Here is a 25,932-nt window from a genome sequence, read left to right as displayed (position 1 = left end):
TCCCGAGCGGGCCGACCAGGTCGGCAACCGGGCCCGGCGAGGCAGCCGCGGTGGCCGCCCGCTGGCCTTCGACCGCGAGGTCTACAAGCACCGCAACGTCGTGGAACGCTGCTTCAATCGCCTCAAGCAGTGGCGCGGCATCGCCACCCGCTACGACAAAACCGCCCAGTCCTACGAAGCGGCCATCACCCTCGCCTCACTCCTGATGTGGGCGTGACATTTGACGACAGGCCCTAGGGGCGCGGGGAACGGCGCACCACCCCCCGGGCAGACGGCCGACAGACGACCGCACCCCCCACCCCCCAGGGGCGCGGGGAACTGCGCAACCCCCCCCCCACCGGCGGTCAGCCGAACAGCGCCCCCTCAAGCCCCCTGCGCATTGCCATTGATCTTCTCGATGGCCTGCCGAGCCTGCTCCCCCGGCGTCCGCGACAACGCGGAGACCGCGGACACCTGGGCCCCGCCCACCGCCGGCGCAGCCGCCGGCATGGCGGACGCCGAAGCCGCCGCGGGCCGCGCATGCGACCCCGCCTGCCGCCCCCGCAGCCGATGGCTCGCCGCCTCGTCCAGCGTCACGGGCCGCTGCATGCTCGCGGCCAGCCTCCCCGCCTCCTGGCCGAGCGCGGCCACGTCCTCCCAGGACAGCCTGAGGACCACGGCGAGTTCCGCCTCGCCGTCCGGCGTGGCGATCAACGGCTGAGCGACTCGGTCGTTCATGACCTGTTCCTCACGTATTGCAGGGATCACGGGCGGTTGCCGAAACATACGCACGCGACCCCGCCCCCGTTCAGACTCCCCGAACCGGGGCAGGATTCCCCCGTGGTCATACCCGTCCATGACGTGAACCCCGCACGCCGCACGCCCTATGTGACGTACGCGCTGATCATCGCCAACTTCGTGGTGTTCCTGGCCACTCCGGGCGTGGCGAGTTCGCTCACCGGCGGGAGCGGTCCGTCCCAGTTGGCCCAGCTGTGCCATCTGCAGGCGTTCCTCGACCACTGGGCCGTGGTCCCGCGGGAGCTGATCCACGGACAGCTCCCGGCCACGGTCCCCACGGGCGACGTGGCCGTGGGCGCCACCGGTCGCGGCTGTGCCGTCGGCCCGCCCGGCTACGACAAGTCACCGCAGCTGTCGGTCCTCACGGCGATGTTCCTGCACGGCGGCTGGGTGCACCTGCTCGGCAACATGCTCTTCCTGCTGATCTTCGGCAACAACATCGAGGACCGTCTCGGCCATATCCGCTACGCGCTCTTCTACGTGGCGTGCGGCGGCGCGGCGGCCTACGGCTTCGCGCTGGTCAACGCCGACTCGGGCGACCCGCTGATCGGTGCGTCGGGCGCGATCGCCGGAGTGCTGGGCGCGTATCTGGTCCTCTACCCACGGGCCAGGGTGTGGGTCCTGGTCCCGTTCCTGATCTTCCTGCCGCTGCGGCTGCCCGCCTGGATCGTGCTGGGCTTCTGGTTCGGCCTCCAGGCGGTGTACTCGTCCGGCAGGGGCATCTCCGAGGCCGGCACGGTCGCGTACGTGGCCCACGTGGTCGGCTTCCTGACGGGCATGCTCCTGGCCTGGCCCCTGCGCCGGGGCACCACACCGCCGCCCCAGCCACGCGGCCTCCTGTGGGGCAGAAGAGCCCACCACGGCTGGTGAGCCCGCCTGGCCAGGGGCGCCGGGGCGCCCCGCCGAGACCTCAGCGCTGCGAACTCCGGTGCACGTACTCCACGAGCCCCGTCAACGCGTCCGGGCTCATCGACGGCAGAACCCCGTGCCCGAGGTTGAACACATGCCCCTCCAGCCCCGCGGCGGCGTCAAGCACCTCCTGGGCCTTCTGCTCCACGACCGAGGTGGGAGCGAAGAGGACAGCCGGGTCCAGGTTCCCCTGGAGCGCCCGACCGGGGCCCACCCGCCGCGCCGCCTCGTCCAGCGGCACACGCCAGTCGACGCCGACGACATCCGCGCCGGCCTCACCCATGAGCCCCAGCAGCTCCCCCGTACCCACACCGAAGTGGATGCGCGGCACGCCGTACGACTCGACGGCCTGGAAGACCTTCGAGGAGGCGGGCATCACGGAGCGCCGGTAGTCGGCGGGGGCGAGCGCGCCGACCCAGGAGTCGAAGAGCTGGACGGCGGAGGCGCCCGCCTCGATCTGCACCTTCAGGAACGCGGCGGTGATGTCGGCGAGCCGGTCGAGCAGGTCGGCCCAGAGCTGCGGGTCGCCGTACATGAGCGACTTGGTGTGCTCGTGGTTGCGGGACGGGCCGCCCTCCACGAGGTAGCTCGCGAGGGTGAAGGGCGCGCCCGCGAAACCGATGAGGGGGGTCGGGCCCAGCTCGCGGGTGAGCAGTCCGATCGCCTCGGTGACGTACCAGACGTCGTCCGGCGTCAGATCGCGCAGCTGGTCGAGGTCGGCGCGGGTGCGGATCGGGTTCGCGACGACGGGGCCCACGCCGGGCTTGATGTCGAGGTCGATCCCGATGGCCTTCAGCGGTACGACGATGTCGCTGAAGTAGATGGCCGCGTCCACCTTGTGCCGGCGGACCGGCTGGAGGGTGATCTCGGCGACCAGCTCGGGCCGCATGCAGGACTCCAGCATGGGGATGCCCTCGCGCACCTTCAGGTACTCGGGCAGTGAGCGTCCGGCCTGCCGCATGAACCACACGGGCGTGTGCGGCACGGGTTCGCGCCTGCACGCCTTGAGGAAGGCGGAGTCGTATGTCGCGGTCGGCTGCTGGCCCTTGGGGCGGTCAATGACGCTCACGACGAAAAGTCTCGCACGGCCCGGAGGCACCGAAAGCCCGGCCCCGACGCGGGGCCACCCGACCCGCACCCGGCCCGCGCCCGACTCGCGCCCAGACCCGCACCCGGCCCCCACCGCGCCCCGTACTCCGGCCCGTACCGTCGCGAAACGGCGCGTGCAGGGGCGCTTTTCGGCAACGTGATCCGGACAGTGGTCCGGCGCACGGGTGTCTCTCCCTGCGCAAAGGCTCTGTTCCCCTTAATCTTCCCCGCATGGCTGCGGCTCAGGGACGACTGTCGGACGGCGCTGGAATGGACGACCCGAAGGAGGGGGAGCGGGATGCGATGGAGGCGGCTCCGCTGCCTTTTCGAGCCGCCGTCGATGCGTTGAGGGCCGCGCGGCTGCGGCCGCAGATCGAGATCGATCCGACGAAGGCACCGCGACGGCTCGCGCCGTTCGCGTACGCGCTGGAGGCCACCGTCGTCGACGGTGAGGAGGATCTGGCGGACGGCCGGCTGATCCTGCTGCACGACCCGGCCGGGCACGACGCCTGGCAGGGCTCGTTCCGCATGGTGACGCTGGTCCGTGCGGAGCTGGAGCCGGAGATGGCCTCCGATCCGCTGCTCCCCGACGTCTGCTGGTCCTGGCTGACGGGTGCGCTGCAGGCCCGCGGTCTGTCGTACGGCGAGCCCAGCGGCACGGTCACCCGGGCAAGCTCGCACTATTTCGGCGGCCTGTCGGAGCGGCCCCCGGCGTCGCAGATCGAGATCCGGGCGTCCTGGACTCCGCGTGAGGGTCTGGGCGGGGTGCCCGACACCGCGTCGCACCTGGCCTCCTGGTGCGACCTGCTCGCCCAGATCGCCGGTCTGCCGCCTGCGGCGCCCGGTGACGCCTCCGTCGTCACGCTGCCGCAGCGGCGGGGTCCACAGAGCCGCTAGGCGCTGGCCTCTGGCCGCCGCGCCGCAGGTCCGCTTTTTGTCTGCGGGTGCGTCGTGGCCGGTCGCGCAGTTCCCCGCGCCCCTTGAGGGCGCCTACCTGAAGCCGTGCCTCTTGCGAGGTGCGGCTTCAGTTGTGTCCGCACGAGCGCCGTCAACCCTCCGTCAGACCTCCCCCTTCCGAGGCGCCTCCGGAGGGTGGCCTGCCGCGCCCGCGCCCCGATGGCGCCCCCGCGCCCCCTCACGCGACCCCGAACCACCCGCGGCCTGCACGAAAACACGTTTGCCCTTTTATCGATACGACCACTTTCGGCCTCGTATCGAAGCGGAGCGGACTCGTTTCGATCTTCGGATGATCGATCGTGCGTCCGAATTGCACGCATTATTACTCACCAAATCGTGATCATTCTCTAAAGGCGGACGGGTTTGATGCCGAAGACCTCTGTGACCTTGAAAGCACGGTTCGTCCCGGCTTCATCCCCACAGCCGGTCCCCCGTCCCGCACCCCCAGGAGGCCTGGTGTCCGTTCTCCTTGAGCAGCCCGCAAGCCTGGTCGCCTACCGCCCGAACAAGCCGACCGCGATGGTGGTCGTGGCCGACCCCCGCGTGCGGTCCACCGTCACCCGCCATCTGTGGGCGCTCGGTGTTCGCGACGTGATCGAGGCTTCGTCCGTCGCGGAGGCTCGTCCCCGCATCGGCAACCCCCGCGACATCTGTGTCGCAGACGTCCATCTCCCCGACGGCTCCGGCCTCACCCTCCTGTCCGAAACCCGCGCCGCGGGCTGGCCGAACGGCCTGGCCCTGTCCGCCGCCGACGACATCGGCGCCGTACGCAACGCCCTCGCGGGCGGCGTCAAGGGCTACGTAGTCACCGGCACCCGTACGAACGTCGGGCTTCCCACCCGGCCGGGCGTCGCCCCCATCGGCTCGGCCGCCGCCCGTATGCACCGCCGCCCCCCGGGTTCCCCGAGCCACCCGGGTGGCTACCGCGAGCTGTCCGGCCGTGAGGTCGAGGTGCTCCGGCTGGTGGCGGAGGGCCAGTCGAACAAGGCCATCGGCGTCTCGATGGGCCTGTCCGCGCTGACCGTCAAGAGCCACCTCGCCCGCATCGCCCGCAAGCTCGGCACGGGTGACCGCGCCGGGATGGTGGCGGTGGCCCTGCGCACGGGAATCATCCACTGACCCCCACCGAATTCATCCCCGCCGCCTGAACCGGATCATCCCCTTCGCACGAACCAGGACGCTCGACTGATGCAGGATTCACCGACCTGACTGGTTTACGACCCTCGGACGCCCGTCGACGGAACGTTCCGTCGACGGGCGTCTGTCATACACAGATACCCTTGACAGGTGACCGACGCCCAAGAGACCGCAGCAGACAGTTCACTGCGAACCACCGGAGGCGCTCCTCCGGACGACGTCGAACCGGCGCCGATCCCCCTGCTGGAGCCCCGCGACGGAATTCCGCCGGTGATCACCGACGAGGACGCCCTCGCGGAGATGATCGCCGCGTTCGCGGCAGGCACCGGCCCCGTCGCCGTCGACGCCGAGCGGGCGTCCGGCTACCGCTACGGCCAGCGCGCGTATCTGGTGCAGCTGCGCCGCGAGGGCGCGGGCACCGCGCTCATCGACCCCGTCGCCTGTCCCGACCTGTCGGGCCTCGGCGAGGCGCTCTCCGGAGTGGAGTGGGTCCTGCACGCGGCCACCCAGGATCTGCCGTGTCTGCGGGAGATAGGTATGGTCCCCAGCCGCCTCTTCGACACCGAGCTGGCCGGCCGGCTCGCCGGGTTCCCGCGGGTCGGGCTCGGCGCGATGGTCGAGGGCGTCCTGGGCTTCGTACTGGAGAAGGGGCACTCGGCGGTCGACTGGTCGACCCGCCCGCTGCCCGAACCGTGGCTGCGCTACGCCGCGCTCGACGTGGAGCTGCTCGTCGACCTGCGGGACGCGCTGGAGAAGGAGCTCGACCGGCAGGGCAAGCTGGAGTGGGCCCGCGAGGAGTTCGACGCGATCGCCTCGGCGCCCCCGCCGGAGCCCCGCAAGGACCCGTGGCGCCGTACGTCGGGCATGCACAAGGTGCGCCGCCGCCGGCAGATGGCCGTCGTACGGGAGCTGTGGGAGACCCGGGACCGGGCGGCGCGGCGGCGGGACATCTCGCCGGGCAAGATCCTCGGCGACGGGGCGATCGTCGAGGCCGCGCTCGCCGTACCGGCCAACGTGCACGCGCTCGCCGCGCTGAACGGCTTCGGGCACCGCATGGGCCAGCGCCAGCTGGAGCAGTGGCAGGCGGCCGTGGACCGGGCGAAGGAGCTGCCGGACGCGGAGCTGCCGCAGCCGGGTCAGCCGCTCAACGGGCCGCCTCCGCCGCGCGCCTGGGCCGAGAAGGATCCGGCCGCCGCGGCGCGGCTGTCGGCGGCGCGGGCCGCTGTGTCCGCGCTGGCGGAGACGCTCAACATGCCGCAGGAGAACCTGATCACTCCGGATACGGTGCGGCGGGTGTGCTGGGAGCCGCCGGCCGCTCCGGACGCGGCGTCCGTGGCCAGTGCCCTCGCGGGGTACGGGGCCCGGGCCTGGCAGGTCGAACAGGTCACGCCCGTGCTGGTCGCCGCGCTGGCTGTGAAGGCCAAGGCCAAGGAGTAGGGCTTCGGCCCCTGAAAGGGCGCCCTCAGGGGCGCCCTCACTTCGTGGCGCCCCTGGTGAAGCCGTTGTAGATGTAGCGCTGGAGGAACAGGAAGACCAGGAGGGTGGGGAGGATGACCAGGACCGCTCCCGCCGAGATGTTCTCCCAGTGCGCTCCGAACGGGCCCTTGAAGCGGAACAGGGACGTTGAGATCACGCCAAGATCCTCGGACGGCATGTAGAGGAACGGGATGTAGAAGTCGTTGTAGACGGTGATCCCCTTCACGATGACCACCGTCGCGATCGCGGGCTTCAGCAGCGGCAGGATGATCTTCCGGTAGATCGTGAAGGCGTTCGCCCCGTCGAGCCGGGCGGACTCGTCGAGCGAGATCGGGATCGACCGGACGAACTGCAGGAAGATGTAGATCGAGACGATGTCGGTGCCCATGTAGAGGACGATCGGCGCCCAGCGGGTGTCGAACATGCCGAAGCTGTCGACGATCTGGAAGGTCGCCACCTGGGTGGTCACGCCGGGTACGAGCGTGGCGACGAGGAAGAGGGCGACGACCAGCTTTCTGGCCCGGAAGGTGTAGCGGTCGATCGCGTACGCCGCCATCGATCCGATGATCACCGTGCCGGTGACGGAGAAGAGCAGGATGATCGCCGTGTTCCCGAACGCCGAGAGCATCCGGCCGTCCTGAAAGGCCGTCACGTAGTTGTCGAAGTTCAGCGGGTCGTCGGGGAGTTGGAGCGCCCCGCTGTCGTTCGCCATCTCCTGTTCCGACTTGAGGGAGGTCAGGAGGACCACGAGGAGCGGCAGCAGGACGACCACGCTCGCGACGACCAGGGACAGATAGGTGAGAGTCCGGGCGGCCCGGTGGCGCGAGAGGCGAGTCATACGAGGTCCACCTTGTCGTCCGGGACGAGGCGTCGCTGGACCCAGGTCACCGCCAGGATGATCAGGAGCAGGACGACCGCGGCCGCCGAGGCCAGCCCCGTCTTGTTGAACTGGAAGGCCAGCTTCACCGTCTGGATCACGAAGGTCTCCGTGCCGGTCGCGCCGCCGGTCATGATGAACGGCACCTCGAAGGCGGACAGCGAGCCGGAGACGGAGAGGATGACGGTCAGGCTGAGTACGGGCCTGATGCCGGGCGCGATGATGTACCGGAACTGGTGCCAGCGGTTCGCCCCGTCCAGTTCGGCGGCCTCGTACAGTTCGCCCGGGATGGACTGGATCGCGCCGAGGAACAGGACGAAGTTCAGGCCCAGGTAGCGCCAGACGGAGACCCCCGCCAGGGAGACGTTCGCGGAGACCGGGGTGCCCAGCCAGGCGCGGTCGGAGTGGACACCGAGGAGGCCCAGGATCGAGTCGAGGGTGCCGCCGTCCTGGAAGAAGTAGAGGAAGACGAAACCGATCGCCACCCCGTTGATCAGGTACGGGAAGAAGAGCACACCCTTGAAGAAGTTCCGGAAGCGCACGTTGAAGCTGAGGACCGTCGCGAAGTAGAGCGCGACGACGATCTGCACGACGGAGGCGGCCAGGTAGTAGCCGCTGACGAAGAAGACCTCGAACAGCTCGGGGCGGGTGAAGAGTTCGACGTAGTTCTCGCCGCCCGTGTAGCTCAGCTCGGGGCTGACGCCGTCCCAGTCGGTGAAGCTGTACGCGACCATGTTGGCGACCGGCGCGTACGTGAACGTGATCAGCAGGACCAGCGGGGCGGCGAGGAAGAGCCACGGAGTGAGGCCCCGCCGCAGCCGTGACCCGCGCGGGGCCCGGGCTTGTGCCGTGCGGGCGGCGGGCGCGGCCTCCACGCGCCGCGCCGCCTTCCCGGTCACACCGGTCTCGGTCGTGTCCGCCATCAGGACCCCGTGGACTTCCGCGCCTCTTCCCAGCGCTCGCCGAGGTCGCCGAGGAAGTCGTCGAGGCTGCCCTTCCTGGCGCCGCGGGCGAGATCGACCAGGTCCTGGCGGTAGTCGGGCTTGTAGATGCCGACCTCCGACTCGTTGTCGATCTCCTTGACCTCCGCGCCCTTGGCGTCGTCGAGTTCGATGAGCTTCACGCCGGCGTCCTCGTACGGCCGCAGCACCTCGGGCAGCGGGTCGCCCTTGACCGGGGAGAGGGTCAGGTTGTCGGCCGCGTAACCGGACGTGTCGGTGAACCAGTCGATCCAGGCGCGGGCCGCCGCCTTGTGGTCGGAGTTGATGTTGACGGCCTGGTTGTAGTCGGGCGACATGGTCGCGCAGAACTTCCCGTCCCGCTGGGCCGGGAAGGGCATGAAGCCGATGTCGTCCGGGTTCGCGCCGGCCTGCTTCGCCGCCGCCCGGAACTGGGTGATCGCCCAGGAGCCGAGCCACATCGTGGCGATGTCACCCTTGGCCAACTTGGGCTTCGAGGCTTCCCAGTTGGTGGTCGTCGGGTCCTTCTCGATCAGCCCGCCGCGCACGATGTCGTACAGCAGGGTGTCGGCGACGCGCAGGTCCTCGCCCTTCGCCCACGGGTCGCCCTCGGCGAGACGGGACGTGGCCCGCGGGTCGCAGCTGACCGCGCCGTCCATGTACGTCCACTGCGTCAGCGGCCACATGTCCTTGAAGTTCGTGTAGTACGGGATCGCGTCGGTCTTCGACTTGACGGCCCTGAGACCGGCGACGAACTCGGCCGGTGTGGTGGGCCAGTCGGTGATCCCCGCCTCCTTCCAGACCCGCTTGTTGTAGAGGAAGCCGGGGAGGGCTCCCATCGGGCTCTGCCCGTAGACCTTGCCGTCGACCGTGGTGAAGTCGGTGAACAGGTACTTCTTCGCGCGTTCCGTCTCGGTGCCGAGGGACGCGAAGAACTTCGGGTAGTCGTTCTTCTTGATCACGGCGGGGATCATCAGCACATCGCCGTAGTTCTCGGTGTTCATCCGGATCTTGACCTCGCCCTCGTAGTCCGTGAGGGCGTCGAACTCGACCTCGACCTTCGGATAGGTCTTGTTGAATTCGGCCGCGTACTTTTTCATCGTCCCGTCCTGCACGAGGTCGGTCCGGTGGGTGAGGACCGTGATCGTGCCGGACACCTTCTTCGGGTCGTCGGGGGCCTCGGCGTCCGCGCCCTTCGACGTGCCTCCGCTTCCGGTACAGCCCGCGGCCAGCAGCGCGGCGGCGAGGAGGCTTCCGGCGATCTTCGTGCGGTGGTTCATCTGCACCAGCTCCGTTCGGGGACGGATGAGCACGAGTGGGATGGCTGGTTCCGCACTCTGGCAGTAGGCGCTAAACCGGTAAAGTCCTTATTTCGCCAAGGATCGAGAGGCGTTTACTACCGTCCGGTCAGCATTGGCCTATACCGGTTTAGGAGTGCGCATGCTGGAGGTCACGCCGATCCACGAGGGATGGATCCTGCGGCACGAGGGGGCCGCTCTGCCGGCCGCGGTGCCGGGCTGCGTGCATACGGATCTGCTGGCGGCGGGGGTCATCCAGGACCCGTTCCTCGGGCGCGGCGAGACCGAGGTGGCGTGGGTCGGGCGGCGCGACTGGCTGTACGAGACGACGCTCGCTCCGGCGCCGGGCGGGCACGAGCAGACGGACCTCGTGTTCGACGGCCTCGACACGGTCGCCGAGGTCCGGCTCGACGGCCAACTCCTCGGCGCCGTACGGAACATGCACCGCTCGTACCGCTTCGACGTCACAGGGCTCGGCGGACGCCTCTCGGTCCGCTTCCGGTCCGCGTACGGCGAGGCGGAGGCGGTGCGCGGACGGCTCGGTGAACGGCCGAACGAATACCCCGAGCCGTTTCAGTACCTCCGGAAGATGGCCTGCTCCTTCGGCTGGGACTGGGGTCCGACCCTGGTGACGGCCGGCATCTGGAAACCGGTCCGCCTCGAACACTGGACGACCGCGCGCATAGCCCGGGTACGTCCTCTCGTGACGGTCGAGCAGGGCCTCGGGCGGGTCGAGTTGCGGGTGGAGGTCGAGCGGTCACGAGTGGAGGCCGGACTGACCCTGAGGGCCCGCGTGGGCGGGGTCGAGACGGCCGTGGACGTCGTCGGCACGAGCGCGGTGGTACGCGTCGAGGTACCGGACGCCGCCCTGTGGTGGCCACGCGGCTACGGCGAACAGCCGCTGTACGAGGTCGAGTTGCTGCTCTCGGACGTGGGCGGGCCGCTGGACTCCTGGCATCGGCGCGTCGGCTTCAGGACCGTCGGGCTCGACCGCCGGGACGACGAGCACGGCTCCGGCTTCACCTTCGTCGTCAACGGCGAGCGGATCTTCGCCCGGGGGGTCAACTGGATCCCGGACGACGTCCTCCCCTCGCGGGTCACCCGCGAGCGCTACCGCACCCGGCTGACCCAGGCGGCCGACGCCGGCGTGGACCTCGTACGCGTCTGGGGCGGCGGCCTCTACGAGAGTGAGGACTTCTACGACGCCTGCGACGAACTGGGCCTGCTGGTCTGGCAGGACTTCCCCTTCGCCTGCGCCGCCTACCCGGAGGAGCAGCCCCTGCGCGGCGAGGTGGAGGCCGAGGCCCGCGAGAACGTCGTACGGCTGATGCCGCATCCCTCGCTCGTGCTGTGGAACGGCAACAACGAGAACCTGTGGGGCTTCCGGGACTGGGACTGGGAGCGGCGGCTGGCCGGGGACTCGTGGGGTGAGGGCTACTACCTGGGCCTGCTGCCGCGCGTGGTCGCCGAGTTGGACCCGACCCGCCCGTACGCGGCGGGCAGCCCCTGGTCGGGCTCCTGGGACCACCACCCCAACGACCCGGCGCACGGCACCCATCACTCGTGGGAGGTGTGGAACCGGGAGGACTACGCGGAGTACCGGCGTGAAGTCCCGCGGTTCGTCGCCGAGTTCGGCTGGCAGGCGCCGCCCGCGTACGCCACCCTGCGGCGCGCCCTGCCCGGCGAGGTGCTCGCGCCCGACTCCCCCGGCATGCTGCACCACCAGAAGGCCGACGACGGCAACGGGAAGCTGGCACGCGGGCTCGCCCGGCACTTCACCGTGCCCGAACAGGGCTTCGGCGAGGACGGCTTCGACCGATGGCACTACCTCACCCAGGTGAACCAGGCACGGGCCGTCGCGGCGGGCATCGAGCACTGGCGGGCGAACTGGCCGGTGTGCGCGGGCACGATCCTCTGGCAGCTCAACGACTGCTGGCCGGTGACCAGTTGGGCCGCGATCGACGGAGACGGGCGCGAGAAGCCGCTCTACCACGAGCTGAAACGGCTGTACGCGGACCGGCTGCTGACGCTCCGGCCAGGGCCTGGGGGGCTCGTACTGGCGGCGGTCAACCAGTCGGCGGAGCCCTGGGCGTGCCGGGTGGCGCTGCGTCGGATGTCGGTGGAGGGCGGGGTGGTGGCGGAGGCGGGCGTGGAGCTGGCGGCGGGGGCACGGGCGGTGGCCGATCTGCGCGTCCCCAAGGACCTTGAGCCGGTGGGACCGAAGGAGTTCCTGGTGGCGGACGGGTGCGGAGGCGGGGACTCAGGCGGGGGCGTGCGTGAGGGCTCGGGTGGGGTGCGGGCGCTGTACTTTCCTCTCGCCGACCGCGAGATCCCGTACCCGCGGCCTCGGTTCGACGTCTCGGTCGCGGCTCCGGGAGAGGTCACGGTCACCGCCCACACGCTCGTACGGGATCTGCTGCTGCAGGCCGACCGGCTGTCCCCCGCCGCCTCGGCCGACCGGGGGCTCGTCACGCTGCTCCCGGGAGAACAGGTGACCATCGGCGTGCGGGGCTGGGAGACTCTGGGGGATCCGGACGCGGAGACCCTACGCTCCGCCCTGTACTGCGTGGAGCCCGCACGATGACGACATCACCCCGCGTCACGATCAAGGACGTCGCGGCCCGCGCCGGGGTGTCCAAGGGCGCCGTGTCGCTCGCCTTCAACCACAAACCCGGGCTGTCCGAGGTGACCCGGGACCGGATCTTCGAGGCGGCCCGCCAACTGGGCTGGGCGCCGAACCTCGCCGCGCGGTCGCTGGCCGGGCGGCGGGTGGACGTGGTGGGCCTCGCGATCTGCCGGCCGGCGCGGCTGCTCGGGCTCGAACCGTTCTACATGGAGTTCATCTCAGGGGTGGAGAGCGTGCTGACCGAGCACTCGTGCTCGCTGCTGCTGCGGCTACTGCGGACGGTGGAGGAGGAGGTCGGGCTCCAGGACTCCTGGTGGCGGGGCAAGCACGTCAGCGGGTCGATCCTGGTGGACTTCCGGGCGGACGATCCGCGGGTGGCCGCCGTCGAACGGCTCGGGATGCCCGTCGTGGCCGTCGGGCACCCCTCGCTGACCGGCGGGCTCACCTCCGTGTGGACCGACGACGCGAGTGCCGTCACGGAGGCCGTGCGGTATCTCGCGGCGCTCGGACACCGGAGGGTCGCGCGGGTCGGCGGGGCGGCGGGGCTCGGGCACACGGCGATCCGTACGGCCGCGTTCGACGCGGCGGCGCGGGGGCTTGAGCTGAGCGGGGCGTGGCAGGTGGCGACCGACTTCTCGGGGGAGGCGGGGGCGCGGGCCACCCGGTCGCTGCTGACCGCGTCCGCCTCGGACCGGCCGACCGCGATCGTGTACGACAACGACATCATGGCGGTGGCCGGGCTGTCGGTGGCGTCCGAGATGGGGCTGTCCGTGCCGGGGGATGTGTCGCTGCTGGCGTGGGACGACTCGCAGCTGTGCCGGCTCACTCATCCGACGTTGTCGGCGATGAGTCATGACGTGCACGGGTTCGGGGCGGAGGTCGCTCGAACGTTGTTCGGCGTGATCACGGGTGGGGGTGGGGGGTCGCATCCGGTGCCCACGCCCGTGCTGACCCCTCGGGGGTCTACGGCGCCGCCTCGCTGAGGGGTGCCCTTCGGGGTGGGACGTGCTGGCCGGTACGGGAGGAGTGCGGGTGTGCCGTGGCTGGCCGCGCAGTTCCCCGCGCCCCTGAAAACGGGGCTGCGCCCCAGCTTCTATCCACCAGGCCCACGAGGAACGATGCGATCAACCATCACACAACGGCCACCCCCGCCCCGATGGGGCGCGGGGAACTGCGCACCCAGCCCCGACGGACCCGCACCCGTCATACAACCCTCACCCTCACCCCCTAAGGGGCGCGGGGAACGGCGCGGCCGCTGCGACGAACCCACAATGGAGCGTGTGACCTTCGCCGCTCCGGGCCCCGGGACTGGGCAGCTACGTTACCCGTAAGTAGCATGGGTCCTGAGCGCGCGCTCAGCGCATCGCAGTAGTGCAATCCGCATCTGGAGGAGAGCCATCGTGCCTCGTACCGTCAGGGACGTCGTCTTCGTCGACGGCGTCCGCACCCCGTTCGGCAAGGCGGGCCCGAAGGGCATCTACCACGAGACCCGCGCCGACGACCTCGTCGTGAAGGCGATCCGGGAGCTGCTGCGCCGCAACCCCGGACTCGACCCGAAGAAGATCGACGAGGTCGCCATCGCCGCGACCACGCAGATCGGCGACCAGGGTCTGACGCTGGGCCGCACGGCCGGCATCCTGGCCGGGCTGCCCCAGTCCGTCCCCGGCTACTCGATCGACCGCATGTGCGCCAGCGCGCTGACCGCGGTCACGACCGCCGCCGGCTCCGTCGCGTTCGGCGCGTACGACGCCGTCATCGCGGGCGGTGTCGAGCACATGGGCCGCCACCCCATGGGCGAGGGCGTGGACCCCAACCCCCGTTTCGTCAGCGACAAGCTCGTCGACGAGTCGGCCCTCTTCATGGGTATGACCGCGGAGAACCTGCACGACCGCTACCCCACGATCACCAAGCAGCGCGCGGACGAGTACGCGGTGCGTTCGCAGGAGAAGGCCGCCAAGGCGTACGCCAACGGCAAGATCCAGCAGGACCTGGTGCCGATCTCGGTACGCAACACCAACGCGGAGGTCGGCGAGACGGGCTGGGGCCTGGTCACCGCCGACGAGCCGATGCGCCCGGGGACCACCCTGGAGAACCTGGCCGGCCTCAAGACCCCGTTCCGCGTCCACGGCCGGGTCACCGCCGGTAACGCGGCCGGTCTGAACGACGGCGCCACCGCCTCGATCATCGCGTCCGAGGAGTTCGCCCGCGAGCACGACCTGCCGGTGCGGATGCGCCTCGTCTCGTACGCCTTCGCGGGCGTCGAGCCCGAGGTGATGGGTTACGGCCCGATCCCGGCCACCGAGAAGGCCCTCGCCAAGGCGGGCCTGTCGATCGAGGACATCAACCTGTTCGAGATCAACGAGGCCTTCGCCGTCCAGGTCCTCGCGTTCCTGGAGCACTACGGCATCGCCGACGACGACGCGCGCGTCAACCAGTACGGCGGCGCCATCGCGTACGGCCACCCGCTGGCCTCCTCGGGCGTGCGGCTGATGACTCAGCTGGCCCGCCAGTTCGAGGAGCAGCCGGAGGTCCGTTACGGCCTCACCACCATGTGCGTCGGCTTCGGCATGGGCGCCACGGTGATCTGGGAGAACCCGCACCACAAGGACGCCGGAGGCGACAAGTGAGCACCACTGAACTCCTGAAGGGCGCAGCGGAGCTGTTCCCCGACGAGGTCGTGACGTCGGCGCACGTACGCCACCTCGACCTGCCGTTCAACGCCGGGCGCTTCGCGCTCATCACGCTGGACAACGGCTTCGACCACACCAAGCCGACCACCTTCGGCCCGGCCTCGCTGGCGAACCTGAACGCCGCGATCGACCAGGTCGAGAAGGAGGCGGCGGCCGGCGAGATCATCGGCGTCGGCGTCACCGGCAAGCCGTTCATCTTCGCCGTCGGCGCGGACCTCAAGGGCGTCGAGCTCCTGAAGGAGCACAAGGACGCGCTCGCCATCGGCAAGGGCGGCCACGAGGTCTTCAAGCGGCTCTCCGCCCTCGCGGTCCCGACCTTCGCGTACTACAACGGCGCGGCCATGGGCGGCGGTGTCGAGGTCGGTCTGCACTGCAGCTACCGCACGGTCTCCGCGTCCCTGCCCGCCTTCTCGCTCCCCGAGGTCTTCCTCGGTCTGGTGCCCGGCTGGGGCGGCTGCGCCCTGCTGCCGAACCTGATCGGCGCCGACAAGGCCGTCTCGGTGATCATCGAGAACTCGCTCAACCAGAACAAGCAGCTCAAGGGCGTGCAGGTCTACGAGCTGGGGATCGCCGACGCGCTCTTCGAAGGCGCGGACTTCCTGGAGCAGTCGCTGATCTGGACGGCGTCCGTCCTCAAGGGCGAGATCGTCGTCGACCGCCCGGTCATCGACCGCGGCGAGGCCTGGGACCAGGCCGTCGCCAAGGGCCGCTTCATCGCGGACAGCAAGGTGCACGGGGCGGCCCCGGCCGCGTACCGCGCCCTCGACATCATCGCGGCCGCGAAGAACGGCGACCTCCAGCAGGGCTTCGACGCCGAGGACAAGGCGCTCGCCGACCTGATCATGGGTGGCGAACTGCGCGCCGGTATCTACGCGTTCAACCTCGTCCAGAAGCGCGGCAAGCGCCCGGCGGGTGCGCCGGACAAGTCGCTGGCCCGCCCGGTCACCAAGGTCGGTGTCGTCGGCGCCGGTCTGATGGCCTCGCAGCTCGCCCTGCTGTTCCTGCGCCGCCTGGAGGTGCCGGTCGTCCTGACCGACATCGACCAGGAGCGCGTCGACAAGGGTGTGGGCTACGTCCACGCCGAGATCGACAAGCTGCTCGGCAAGGGCCGGATCAACCAGGACAAGGCCAACCGTCTGAAGGCCCTGGTGTCCGGTGTCCTGGACAAGGCCGAGGGCTTCTCCGACGCCGACTTCATCATCGAGGCCGTCTTCGAGGAGATCGGCGTCAAGCAGCAGGTGTTCGCGGAGGTCGAGGCGGTCGCCCCGGCGCACGCGATCCTCGCCACCAACACCTCCTCGCTGTCGGTGACCGAGATGGCGTCGAAGCTCAAGAACCCCGAGCGGGTCGTGGGCTTCCACTTCTTCAACCCGGTCGCGATCCTGCCGCTCCTCGAGATCGTGCGGGGCGAGGCGACGGACGACGCCGCGCTGGCCACGGCGTTCGGTGTCGCCAAGAAGCTCAAGAAGACCGCGGTGCTCGTGAAGGACGCCCCGGCGTTCGTCGTGAACCGCATCCTCACCCGTTTCATGGGCGAGATCCAGAACGTCATCGACGAGGGCACGCCGGTCGCGGTCGCCGAGAAGGCGGTCGAGCCGCTGGGCCTGCCGATGTCTCCGCTGGTGCTCCTGGAACTGGTCGGTCCGGCCATCGGTCTGCACGTCTCCGAGACGCTCAACCGGGCCTTCCCCGACCGCTTCACCGTCTCGCCGAACCTGGCGGCGGTCGTCAAGGCCGGCAAGCGTGGCTTCTACGTGTACGACTCCGGGAAGCCGGAGCTGGACCCGGAGGTGGCGGCGCTGCTGCGGCAGGGCGATGTCGTCCTGAGCGAGGAGCAGGTGCGGGCGCGGGTGCTCGACGCCGTCGCGCAGGAGATCGGGCTCATGCTCGACGAGGGTGTCGTGGCTGAGGCTCAGGATGTCGACCTGTGCCTGATCACGGGTGCGGGGTGGCCGTTCCACCTCGGTGGGATCACGCCGTACCTGGACCGTGAGGGTGTCTCCCAGCGCGTCAACGGCAAGCCGTTCCTGGCCCCGGGGGTGGCGTCGGTCCCGGCGTAGTTTTCTTTCGCCCCCGCCGCCCCTACCCGTCCCGTCACTACATGGGGGCTGCGCCCCCTCGCCCCCGAAATCGCGCTCCGGCGCTCGTCCTCAAACGCCGGACGGGCTAAGGGATTAGCCCCTCCGGCGTTTGAGGAGCGGGGGTTCGGGGGCTGGCCCCCGAGACGTGGACGGGAACGGGTAGGGGCGGCGGGGGCGTGATCAGATGCTCTGCCAGGCCTCCAGGGCCAGGCCCGGTTCCGGTTTGCGGTGGGTGAGGAGCAGGGCGCCGGTGGACGGGGCGAGAGTCGCCGCGACCACCCGCCCCTCCGCGTCCTCCGCCAGCGACACCACCGCGTCGCCGGGAAGCTGCGGCCCGGAGTCCGTCCACCACGCCCCCGCGGACTCCTGCTCCGTCGGATACGCCGCGAACGCGACCCGCCCACTCGCGGACCGCTGCGCGAGCAACGTGCAGTCGACCTCGTCGAGCGTGCAGCGGATCGCGGACACCGCCCCGGGCCCCGCGCGGCCGAGGAGTTCCACCGGCTCCGCCCCGGCCCGCCACGCGCACACCGTGTCGTTGTCGTCCGTGTAGAACAGCGTCACGTGCTCGTCGGACGTGGTCAGCGCCCGCAGGGTCCCCGGCCGGACCGCGACCTTCAGGATCTCCTCGTCGAGGGCGGGGATGTGTCCGGGACCGGCCTGCGTCCAGCGCAGGATGCCGGCCGGTGTGGCCGCGTACAGCTCGACAAGTCCGGACGCGCGGGTGACGGCGGCGAGTTCGCCGGTGACCTCGCGGCCCTTGAGGTCGCGCCAGGGGCCCCAGCCCCCGCGCTCCTTCTGGCCGCGCATGCTGACCCCGCCGCCCTTGTTGCGTACGAAGACGTGCGCGCGGCCCTCGGCGTCCACGGTGACGGCCGGTACGCCGGTCCGGCCCCCCTTGGCGTTCGGGTGCCCGAGCGGGTTCCAGTCGAGTGCGGCGAGGTGCGGCCTGAAGTGGGTCGAGTGGACGAGTCCCGCCTCCCCGGCGATGGTGGGCCGCCAGGAGACCAGGTGGGCGTAGGCGTCGGAGCCCTGGCCCACGGCGAGCACCGGGTGGACGCGCTGGTCGCCGCCGACCGCGCGGGGGGCCGTCCAGGGGCCGCCGGGACGCTGCTCGGCCCAGCACCACACCGCTTCCTCCAGTGGAGCGTAGGCGCTGAGCTTGCCGTCCCGGCCGCGTATGAGCCAGGCACCGTTGAGTGTGTGGACCATTGACACTCCCCCACTCTAATCGGGTCGTGTGATCGCCCTCCGTGCGACCCTGGCCGTATGGACACCGCCCCGCTCGTGATCGTCGACGCCGCCAACGTGGTGGGGTCCGTCCCCGACGGCTGGTGGCGCGACCGCCGGGGCGCCGCGGAGCGCGTACGGGACCTGCTCGTCCCGTACGCCGACGAAGGCCTCCCGGGTCTCCCGGACCTTCCGGTGCCCCTGGAGCTGGTCCTCGTGGTCGAGGGGGGCGCCCGCGGGGTGACGTCCGTGCCCGGGGTGCGGGTCGTGGCGGCGCCCGGCAGCGGGGACGACCGGATCGTGGAGCTGGTCGCCGAACACCCGGACCGCGTGCGGCTGGTGGTCACGGCGGACCGTGAACTGCGGCGCAGGGTGACGGAGTTGGGCGCCGAGGTCACGGGCCCGCGGACCGTCCGCCCGTGACCCCGCTCCGCACCACGATCTAGCGGGCTTCGGCCGCCTTCTCGTCGCGGCCCAGGCGGCTGTGCGAGCGGCCGTAGACGAAGTACACGAGGAAGCCGAGCGCCATCCAGATGGCGAACCGCAGCCAGGTCTCGGCGGGCAGGTTCAGCATCAGCCACAGCGAGGCGAGGACCGAGACGATCGGCAGGAGCGGTACCAGCGGGGTGCGGAAGGCGCGCGGCAGGTCCGGGCGGGTGCGGCGCAGGATGATCACGCCGATCGCGACGACGACGAACGCGAACAGCGTGCCGATGTTGACCAGTTCGGCCAGCTCGCTGAGGCTGGTGAAGCCGGCGACGATCGCGATGATCACGCCGAGCAGGATGGTCGGCCGGTGCGGGGTCCTGAAGCGCGGGTGGACGCGCGAGAAGAAGCGGGGCAGCAGTCCGTCGCGGCTCATCGCGAAGAAGACCCGGGTCTGGCCGAGCAGCAGGATCATGCAGACGGTGGTGAGGCCGACGGCGGCGCCGAAGCTGATGAAGCCCGCGTACCAGGGGTGCCCGGTGGCCTTGAAGGCGTCGGCGAGCGGGGCGTCCACGGACAGCTTGGTGTAGTGCTGCATGCCGGTCACGACGACCGACACCGCCACGTACAGCGTCGTACAGATGAGCAGGGAGCCGAGGATGCCGCGGGGCATGTCCCGCTGGGGGTTGTTGGTCTCCTCGGCGGCCGTGGCGACGACGTCGAAGCCGATGAAGGCGAAGAAGACGACGGAGGCGGCGGTGAAGATGCCCATCACGCCGAAGTTGGAGGGTGCCCAGCCGAACATCAGCTGGATGAGCGGCGAGTCGAGGCCGCTGCCCGCCTCCACCGGCTTCGCCTTGGGGACGAACGGGTCGTAGTTGTCGCCCTTGATGAAGAAGGCACCGGCGATGATCACGACGAGGACGACGGTCACCTTGATGGCCACCACGACGGCGGTGACCCGCGCCGAGAGCTTCGTACCGACCACGAGGATGGCGGTGAGCACCAGCACGAGGGCGGCGGCGAGGATGTCGAAGCCGAAACCGTCCGCCCCCTCCCGGCCGCTGAGCGCCGCGGGCAGGTGCCAGCCCGCGTTGTCGAGCAGCGAGGCGATGTAGCCGGACCAGCCGACCGCGACCACCGCGGTGCCGAGCGCGAACTCCAGCACGAGGTCCCAGCCGATGATCCAGGCGGGCAGTTCACCGAGGGAGGCGTACGAGAACGTGTACGCGGAGCCGGCCACCGGGACGGTGGACGCGAACTCGGCGTAGCAGAGCGCGGCGAGCGCGCAGACGACCCCGGCCACGACGAAGGCCAGGGCGACGGCGGGACCGGCGTTGTTCTTGGCGACCGTGCCGGTGAGGACGAAGATGCCGGTGCCGATGATGACACCGACCCCGAAGACGGTCAGATCCAGGGCGGACAGGGATTTCTTGAGCGCGTGCTCCGGTTCCTCGGTGTCCTGGATGGATTGCTCGATCTTCTTCGTCCTGAAGAGGGTGTTGCTCACGGCGTACCTCCCACGCTTGTCGTCCTCGACATGATCGAGAGGGTGCGTGGTCCGTATGCCCCGGCGCGTGGGCATTCACGCGAATGGGCCGGTTCAGCCACCGTAAAGGGTGCTGGAACCGGCCCAGTCGGGTGTGTCGGCCGGGGCCGCCGTGTCAGTCGCGGGCGGGCTCCGGTGTGGCGTGGGCCTGGTCGTACCGCCCGTCGAGCTTGGAGACGAGGCCGGTGACCTGCCGGGCGATGTCCGGTGCGGTCAGTCCGATCTCGGCCATGACCTCCTTGCGGGAGGCGTGGTCGAGGAAGCGCGGCGGGATGCCGAAGTCGCGCAGGGGCACGTCCACACCGGCGTCGCGCAGGGCCTGGGCGATCGACGAGCCGACGCCGCCGACGCGGGAGTTGTCCTCGACGGTGACGACCACGCGGTGCCGCTCGGCGAGCGGGGCCATGGCCTCGTCGACGGGTTTGACCCAGCGGGGGTCGACGACGGTGGTGGAGATGCCCTGCTGGTCCAGGAGGCCTGCGATCTCCAGGCACATGGGCGCCAGCGCGCCGACCGAGACGAGGAGCACGTCCGGGGTGTCGGTGCCGGGCTCGCGCAGGACGTCCATGCCGCCGACGCGGCCCACGGCGGGGACGGCCGGGCCGACCGCGCCCTTGGAGAAGCGGACCACGGTCGGCGCGTCCGTGACCTGGACGGCCTCGCGCAGCTGGGCGCGGACCTGGTCGGCGTCCCGGGGCGCGGCGAGCCTCAGGCCCGGGACGACCTGGAGGATCGACATGTCCCACATGCCGTTGTGGGAGGCGCCGTCGGTGCCGGTGACGCCGGCCCGGTCGAGCACGAAGGTGACGCCGCACTTGTGCAGGGCCACGTCCATCAGGACCTGGTCGAAGGCGCGGTTGAGGAAGGTCGCGTAGACCGCGAAGACGGGGTGCAGTCCGCCGGTGGCGAGGCCCGCGGCGGAGACGGCGCCGTGCTGCTCGGCGATGCCGACGTCGTAGATGCGGTGCGGGAAGGCGTCCGCGAACTTCTTCAGGCCGACCGGCTGGAGCATGGCCGCCGTGATCGCGACGACGTCCTCGCGCTCCTTGCCGAGCGCGACCATCTCGTCGCCGAAGACGGACGTCCAGTCGGCGCCCGAGGCCTTGATGGGCAGGCCCGTGTCGGGGTGGATGGGGCCGATGCCGTGGAAGCGGTCCGCCTCGTCGCGCAGGGCGGGCTGGTAGCCGCGGCCCTTCTCGGTGAGGCAGTGCACGATGACGGGGCCGCCGAAGCGCTTGGCGCGGGCGAGCGCGGACTCCAGGGCCTCCATGTCGTGCCCGTCGATGGGCCCGACGTACTTCAGGCCGAGGTCCTCGAACATGCCCTGCGGGGCGATGAAGTCCTTGAGGCCCTTCTTGGCGCCGTGCAGGGTCTCGTAGAGGGGCCTGCCGACGACCGGGGTGCGCTCCAGGAGGTCCTTGCCGCGGGCCAGGAAGCGCTCGTAGCCGTCGGTGGTGCGCAGGGTCGCCAGGTGGTTCGCGAGGCCGCCGATGGTGGGCGCGTACGACCGCTCGTTGTCGTTGACGACGATGACGAGCGGGCGGTCCTTGGCGTCGGCGATGTTGTTCAGCGCCTCCCAGGCCATGCCGCCGGTGAGCGCCCCGTCGCCGATGACGGCGACGACGTGGTGGTCGTCCTTGCGCAGCACCTCGTTGGCCTTGGCGAGGCCGTCGGCCCAGCCGAGGACCGTGGAGGCGTGGCTGTTCTCGATGACGTCGTGCTCGGACTCGGCCTGCGAGGGGTAGCCGGACAGGCCGCCCTTCATCTTCAGCTTCGAGAAGTCCTGGCGGCCCGTGAGCAGCTTGTGGACGTAGGACTGGTGTCCGGTGTCCCACAGGATCCGGTCCTTGGGGGACTCGAAGACCCGGTGCAGGGCGATCGTCAGCTCGACGACACCGAGGTTGGGGCCGAGGTGGCCGCCGGTCTTGGACACCGCGTCGACGAGGAAGGTCCTGATCTCGTCGGCGAGCTGATCCAGCTGCTCCAGGCTGAGCCGGTCCAGATCGCGCGGTCCCTTGATGCGGGTCAGCAGCGGCACCCCGTGCCTCCTTGCAGTAGAGCGATTGCCGGGCCTGTCGAGTCTAATGTTCCGTCTCCCCCGACGACGCCCGGGCTGTGCGTCATACATCACGCGTTCGGCCGTACATCATCTCGCCATCCGGCTCCCCCGCCAAACGCCCCAGACCACACAAAAGTGCCCGGCACCACGAGGGTGCCGGGCACTCAAGCCCCGCTGTCGGGCCCCGTAAGGGGCCGCGGGGAACTGCGCGACCAGCCACGACTTACCCGCGTCTACCCACCGACGGGCAGTCCCGGCTCAGCCGTGCGACCGCTGAACCGTTATGCGCGGCCCGCCGTCTTCTGCGTCTTGCGCGTGATCGAGTCGATGACGACCGTGGCCAGAAGCACACCACCAGTGATCATGTACTGGACCGGCGTGGCGATGCCCTCCAGGGCGAGGCCGTACTGGATCGAGGTGATCACCATGACACCGAGCAGCGCGTTCCACGTGCGGCCCCGGCCACCGAAGAGGCTGGTGCCACCGATGACGGCCGCCGCGATGACGTTCATCAGGAGGTCACCGGCACCGGCGCTCTGGTTGGCCGCGGCGATCTTCGAGGCCCAGAACAGACCGCCGACGGCGGCGAAGAAGCCCGCCAGGGCGAAGACCGAGACGCGGACCGCCGTGACGTTGATACCGGCACGGCGCGACGCCTCGACGCTGCCGCCGAGCGCGAAGATCTTGCGCCCGTAGCCGGTGCGGCGCAGGACGAAGTCGCTGACGACCAGGACCACGATGAACAGCAGCAGCGCCAGCGGCAGACCCTTGTACTGGTTGAACATGATCGCGGCTGCGAACGCCACGATCGCGAGCAGGGCCGTACGCAGGATCAGGTCGCCCAGCGGCCGGGACGGGATGCCCGCGGCCTCGCGGCGGCGGCTGTCCAGGAAGCTGGTGACGAAGAAGAGCACCACGGCGACGAGCGCGAGGCCGTAGGCGGCCGCGACGTCCGAGAAGTAGTACGTGGTCAGCTTGCCGACCACGCCGTCACCGTCGATGTTGATGGTGCCGTTCTCGCCCAGGATCTGGAGCATGAAGCCGAGCCAGAACAGCAGGCCGGCCAGGGTGACCGCGAACGCGGGGGCGCCGATCCGGGCGAAGAAGAAGCCGTGGAGCGCGCCGATGGCCGCACCGCTGACGAGGGCGATGAGGACGGCCAGCCACTCGTTCACACCGTGCGTGACGCTCAGTACGGCGGTGATGGCACCCGCCACACCGCTGACCGAGCCGACCGACAGGTCGATCTCGCCGAGCAGCAGCACGAAGATGATGCCGACCGACATCATGCCGGTGGCGACCATCGCGACGGCGATGTTGTTGAGGTTCTCGGCGGAGAGGAAGGCCGAGTTCAGGCTCTGGAAGATGATGCAGATGACGATCAGGCCGATGACGACCGGGACGGAGCCCAGGTCACCGCCCTTCATCTTGCGCTTGAACTCGCCGATGTAGCCGGCCAGGCCCTGCTCGCGCACGAGCAGCCTGGGGTCGACCACGGTCACCGCGTCGGCGGCGGCCTCGGGGTTCGCGACGGCGTGCTCGTCCGTGCTGGCGGAGGTCTTGTCGATGCTCACTTCTGAGCCTCCCCGTTGCTGCGCGCCGCACGGCGGGTCACGGCGTTGTCCGTGGCACCGGTGATGGCGGAGATGATCTCTTCCTGCGAGGTCGCCTTGACCTCGAAGACTCCGTTGTTGCGGCCGAGCCTGAGCACGGCCACCTTGTCGGCGACGGCCTTCACATCGGCCATGTTGTGGCTGATGAGGAGGACGGCGTGGCCGCGCTCGCGCAGCCGCTCGACCAGGTCGAGGACCTGGGCGGTCTGCTCGACACCGAGGGCCGCGGTGGGCTCGTCGAGGATGACCAGCTTGGGCTCGCCGAGCATGGAGCGGGCGATGGCCACGGTCTGGCGCTGACCGCCGGAGAGCGAGGCGATCGGGATGCGCACGCTGGGGATGCGGATCGACAGCGTCTGGAGCAGTTCGCGTGAGCGGCGCTCCATCTCGACCTCGTCCAGGATGCCGCGCTTCTTCAGCTCACGACCCAGGTAGAGGTTGCCGACGACGTCGATGTTGTCGCACAGCGCGAGGTCCTGGTAGACCGTCGCGACTCCCAGGTGCTGGGCGTCGTGCGGCTTGTTGATCTGGACGGCCTTGCCGTCCCATTCGATGACACCCTCGTCGATCGGGTGCACGCCGGCAATTGTTTTCACCAGCGTGGACTTTCCGGCGCCGTTGTCGCCGACCAGGGCGACCACCTCACCGGCGTGGACCTCGAGCTCTACGTCGGTGAGCGCCTGAACGGCACCGAATCGCTTCGAGACCCCGCGCAACGCCAGAACAGGCGTAGCGGACACGTTGACCATCTCCTTCGCCGCCTGACCCGGCGGGAGGTTGTGCAGAAGAATTGGGGGGAGTGAAGTGTTCCGTCCGGCGCCCCGCCCTAGCTGCGGGGCTGGTGATTGCGGGGCGCCGGAGGGGCTTCTGGTACGACCGCCCCTCATGGCCACGGTTTCGTGGACCACAGGCCCGTACGGGAATTCAGTGACGCGAATTCCCGTACGCGGTAAGGGACGTGCCATTACCTAGTTGACGCCGGCCTTGCTGCAGGCGGACTTGAACTTGGCGGTGCAGATCTCGTCGACGGTGTAGATGCCGTCCTTGATGACCGTGTCGTTGATGTTGTCCTTGGTCAGCGAGACGACCGGGACGAGCACCGACGGGACACCCTTGGTGGTGGGGCTGTCGACCGAGTCCTTGGCGATGGAGTCGAGCTTCTCACCCTTGGCGAGCGCGACGGCCATCTGCGCGGCGACGTCCGCCTCCTGCGGGTAGGACTTGTAGACGCTCATGAACTGCTCGCCGGAGACGATGCGCTGCACGCCCGCCAGCTCGGCGTCCTGGCCGGTCACGGGCGGCAGCGGGGAGACGCCCGCGGCCTTGAGGGCGGTGATGATACCGCCGGCCATGCCGTCGTTGGCGGAGTAGACGCCGACGATCTTGTCCTTGCCGATCGCCGAGATGGCGCCTTCCATGTTGGCGTTGGCGTTCTCCGGCTTCCACTCCTTGGTGTCGTACGACTTGGCGATGTCCACCTTGCCGTCGAGCTCGGAGAGCGCGCCCTTCTTGAAGAGGGCGGCGTTCGGGTCGGTGACCGCGCCGTTCATCATGACGATCTTCGCGGAGGGCTTGGCCTTGTCGCCCAGGGCCTCCAGGAGCGCCTTGCCCTGGACGCGGCCGACCTCTTCGTTGTCGAAGGAGGTGTAGGCGTCGATCGGGCCCTCGGCGAGGCGGTCGTACGCGACGACGGGGATGCCGGCGTCCTTGGCCTTCTTCACGCCGTTGGCGATGGCCTTGGAGTCCACCGCGTCCACGATCAGCACGTCCACCTTGTTGGTGATCATCGTGTCGACCTGCTGGGACTGCGTGGTGGCGTCCTGCTTGGCGTTGGCGTAGACGACCTCGCCCTTGTCGTTCGTGAGCTCCTTGACCTTCTTCTCGATCAAGGGCTTGTCGAACTTCTCGTACCGCGCGGTCTGGTTCTCCGGAAGGAGGAGGCCGACCTTGATGTTGTCGCCCTTGGCGGCGGACTTCGTGGAGTCGCTCTTGTCGCCGGACTCCTCGGCGCTGCCACAGGCAGCCAGCGAGACGGCCATCGCTCCAGCGGCAACGGCAAAGGCGGCGCGACGCATACGCGTATTCACTTCAGAAACCTCCCTGACGAGGCCGCGACGTTGCGGCCGAGGTGGCTGGAAGTCAACTCGGCCGCACGTGCGACGTCAAGAAGTAAATCCTT

At 70.0% G+C, this 25,932-nt stretch carries 21 protein-coding genes; 10 read left to right on the top strand and 11 right to left on the bottom strand.

Annotated elements, in window-relative coordinates; genetic code table 11:
• On the top strand, nt 1-217 hold a 217-nt coding region (locus IE278_RS33090), incomplete at its 5' end, for a transposase (RefSeq protein WP_189777654.1).
• A 146-nt stretch (nt 218-363) separates the two neighbouring features.
• Here the strand turns inward: IE278_RS33090 and IE278_RS33085 are convergent.
• Complete coding sequence (locus tag IE278_RS33085) at nt 364-717, bottom strand: hypothetical protein (protein WP_189777652.1); 354 nt, start codon at nt 715-717, stop codon at nt 364-366.
• A gap of 102 nt (nt 718-819) precedes the next feature.
• Here IE278_RS33085 and IE278_RS33080 point away from each other — a divergent pair, with 102 nt between their 5' ends.
• Nucleotides 820-1,647, top strand: coding sequence for a rhomboid family intramembrane serine protease (locus tag IE278_RS33080; RefSeq protein WP_189777649.1), 828 nt, complete (start codon nt 820-822; stop codon nt 1,645-1,647).
• A gap of 40 nt (nt 1,648-1,687) precedes the next feature.
• On the opposite strand, the gene hemE is transcribed toward IE278_RS33080, so the two are convergent.
• A complete protein-coding gene (hemE, locus tag IE278_RS33075) occupies nt 1,688-2,755 on the bottom strand; it encodes a uroporphyrinogen decarboxylase (RefSeq protein ID WP_189777647.1) in 1,068 nt (355 codons plus the stop codon).
• Nucleotides 2,756-3,006: 251 nt separating this feature from the next.
• Here hemE and IE278_RS33070 point away from each other — a divergent pair, with 251 nt between their 5' ends.
• From IE278_RS33070 to IE278_RS33060, 3 genes are all read left to right on the top strand, one after another.
• Nucleotides 3,007-3,672 carry a DUF3000 domain-containing protein gene (locus IE278_RS33070; RefSeq protein WP_189777645.1) on the top strand — a complete coding sequence of 222 codons (666 nt, stop codon included), beginning with the start codon at nt 3,007-3,009 and terminating at the stop codon, nt 3,670-3,672.
• A 516-nt stretch (nt 3,673-4,188) separates the two neighbouring features.
• Nucleotides 4,189-4,851, top strand: a complete 663-nt coding sequence (locus IE278_RS33065) for a response regulator transcription factor (RefSeq protein WP_055514175.1) — start codon at nt 4,189-4,191, stop codon at nt 4,849-4,851.
• Nucleotides 4,852-5,019: 168 nt separating this feature from the next.
• Entirely contained in the window at nt 5,020-6,306 is a 1,287-nt protein-coding gene (locus IE278_RS33060) for an HRDC domain-containing protein (RefSeq protein ID WP_189777643.1), read from the top strand.
• Nucleotides 6,307-6,343: 37 nt separating this feature from the next.
• On the opposite strand, the gene IE278_RS33055 is transcribed toward IE278_RS33060, so the two are convergent.
• The 3 genes from IE278_RS33055 to IE278_RS33045 are packed head-to-tail and all read right to left on the bottom strand — an operon-like array spanning nt 6,344 to nt 9,461.
• A complete protein-coding gene (locus IE278_RS33055; RefSeq protein WP_189777641.1) occupies nt 6,344-7,183 on the bottom strand; it encodes a carbohydrate ABC transporter permease in 840 nt (279 codons plus the stop codon).
• Nucleotides 7,180-8,145: a carbohydrate ABC transporter permease gene (locus IE278_RS33050; RefSeq protein WP_189777639.1), complete on the bottom strand. Its 966-nt coding sequence runs from the start codon at nt 8,143-8,145 to the stop codon at nt 7,180-7,182. Before IE278_RS33050 ends, IE278_RS33055 begins: the two co-directional genes overlap by 4 nt.
• On the bottom strand, nt 8,145-9,461 hold the full coding sequence (locus IE278_RS33045) for an ABC transporter substrate-binding protein (protein WP_189777637.1): 1,317 nt from the start codon (nt 9,459-9,461) through the stop codon (nt 8,145-8,147). Before IE278_RS33045 ends, IE278_RS33050 begins: the two co-directional genes overlap by 1 nt.
• Before the next feature lie 160 nt (nt 9,462-9,621).
• On the opposite strand from IE278_RS33045, the gene IE278_RS33040 reads away from it, so the two are divergent.
• The 4 genes from IE278_RS33040 (at nt 9,622) to IE278_RS33025 (ending at nt 16,855) form a co-directional block, all read left to right on the top strand.
• Nucleotides 9,622-12,063: a glycoside hydrolase family 2 protein gene (locus IE278_RS33040; protein ID WP_189777629.1), complete on the top strand. Its 2,442-nt coding sequence runs from the start codon at nt 9,622-9,624 to the stop codon at nt 12,061-12,063.
• A complete protein-coding gene (locus IE278_RS33035) occupies nt 12,060-13,088 on the top strand; it encodes a LacI family DNA-binding transcriptional regulator (protein WP_189777626.1) in 1,029 nt (342 codons plus the stop codon). The genes IE278_RS33040 and IE278_RS33035 overlap by 4 nt, the downstream gene beginning before the upstream one ends.
• Before the next feature lie 417 nt (nt 13,089-13,505).
• The gene (locus IE278_RS33030; protein WP_189777624.1) at nt 13,506-14,732 is read left to right on the top strand and encodes a thiolase family protein; all 1,227 of its coding nucleotides are present in this window, start codon (nt 13,506-13,508) and stop codon (nt 14,730-14,732) included.
• Nucleotides 14,729-16,855 carry a 3-hydroxyacyl-CoA dehydrogenase NAD-binding domain-containing protein gene (locus IE278_RS33025; protein WP_189777622.1) on the top strand — a complete coding sequence of 709 codons (2,127 nt, stop codon included), beginning with the start codon at nt 14,729-14,731 and terminating at the stop codon, nt 16,853-16,855. Before IE278_RS33030 ends, IE278_RS33025 begins: the two co-directional genes overlap by 4 nt.
• A 201-nt stretch (nt 16,856-17,056) precedes the next feature.
• On the opposite strand, the gene IE278_RS33020 is transcribed toward IE278_RS33025, so the two are convergent.
• Nucleotides 17,057-18,088 (bottom strand): PLL family lectin, encoded by a 1,032-nt coding sequence (locus IE278_RS33020; protein ID WP_189777620.1) that lies wholly within the window; start codon nt 18,086-18,088, stop codon nt 17,057-17,059.
• A 57-nt stretch (nt 18,089-18,145) separates the two neighbouring features.
• On the opposite strand from IE278_RS33020, the gene IE278_RS33015 reads away from it, so the two are divergent.
• Nucleotides 18,146-18,529 (top strand): PIN domain-containing protein, encoded by a 384-nt coding sequence (locus IE278_RS33015; RefSeq protein WP_189777618.1) that lies wholly within the window; start codon nt 18,146-18,148, stop codon nt 18,527-18,529.
• Between the two features lie 19 nt (nt 18,530-18,548).
• Here IE278_RS33015 and IE278_RS33010 read toward each other — a convergent pair whose 3' ends face one another.
• The 5 genes from IE278_RS33010 to IE278_RS32990 all read right to left on the bottom strand — a co-directional run bounded on the left by IE278_RS33010 (nt 18,549) and on the right by IE278_RS32990 (nt 25,828).
• On the bottom strand, nt 18,549-20,042 hold the full coding sequence (locus IE278_RS33010) for an amino acid permease (protein ID WP_189777616.1): 1,494 nt from the start codon (nt 20,040-20,042) through the stop codon (nt 18,549-18,551).
• A 154-nt stretch (nt 20,043-20,196) separates the two neighbouring features.
• A complete protein-coding gene (gene dxs, locus IE278_RS33005) occupies nt 20,197-22,119 on the bottom strand; it encodes a 1-deoxy-D-xylulose-5-phosphate synthase (protein ID WP_189777615.1) in 1,923 nt (640 codons plus the stop codon).
• A gap of 302 nt (nt 22,120-22,421) precedes the next feature.
• Nucleotides 22,422-23,714: a sugar ABC transporter permease gene (locus IE278_RS33000; RefSeq protein ID WP_189777613.1), complete on the bottom strand. Its 1,293-nt coding sequence runs from the start codon at nt 23,712-23,714 to the stop codon at nt 22,422-22,424.
• Nucleotides 23,711-24,502, bottom strand: coding sequence for an ATP-binding cassette domain-containing protein (locus IE278_RS32995; RefSeq protein ID WP_189777611.1), 792 nt, complete (start codon nt 24,500-24,502; stop codon nt 23,711-23,713). Before IE278_RS32995 ends, IE278_RS33000 begins: the two co-directional genes overlap by 4 nt.
• A 219-nt stretch (nt 24,503-24,721) precedes the next feature.
• On the bottom strand, nt 24,722-25,828 hold the full coding sequence (locus tag IE278_RS32990) for a substrate-binding domain-containing protein (RefSeq protein WP_189777666.1): 1,107 nt from the start codon (nt 25,826-25,828) through the stop codon (nt 24,722-24,724).
• Nucleotides 25,829-25,932 lie beyond the last annotated feature (104 nt).

Source organism: Streptomyces tauricus, from assembly GCF_014650955.1.
Taxonomy (GTDB): Bacteria; Actinomycetota; Actinomycetes; order Streptomycetales; family Streptomycetaceae; genus Streptomyces; species Streptomyces tauricus.
Note: the sequence above shows the minus strand (reverse complement) of the source record. Positions and strands in the feature narration are given on the sequence as shown.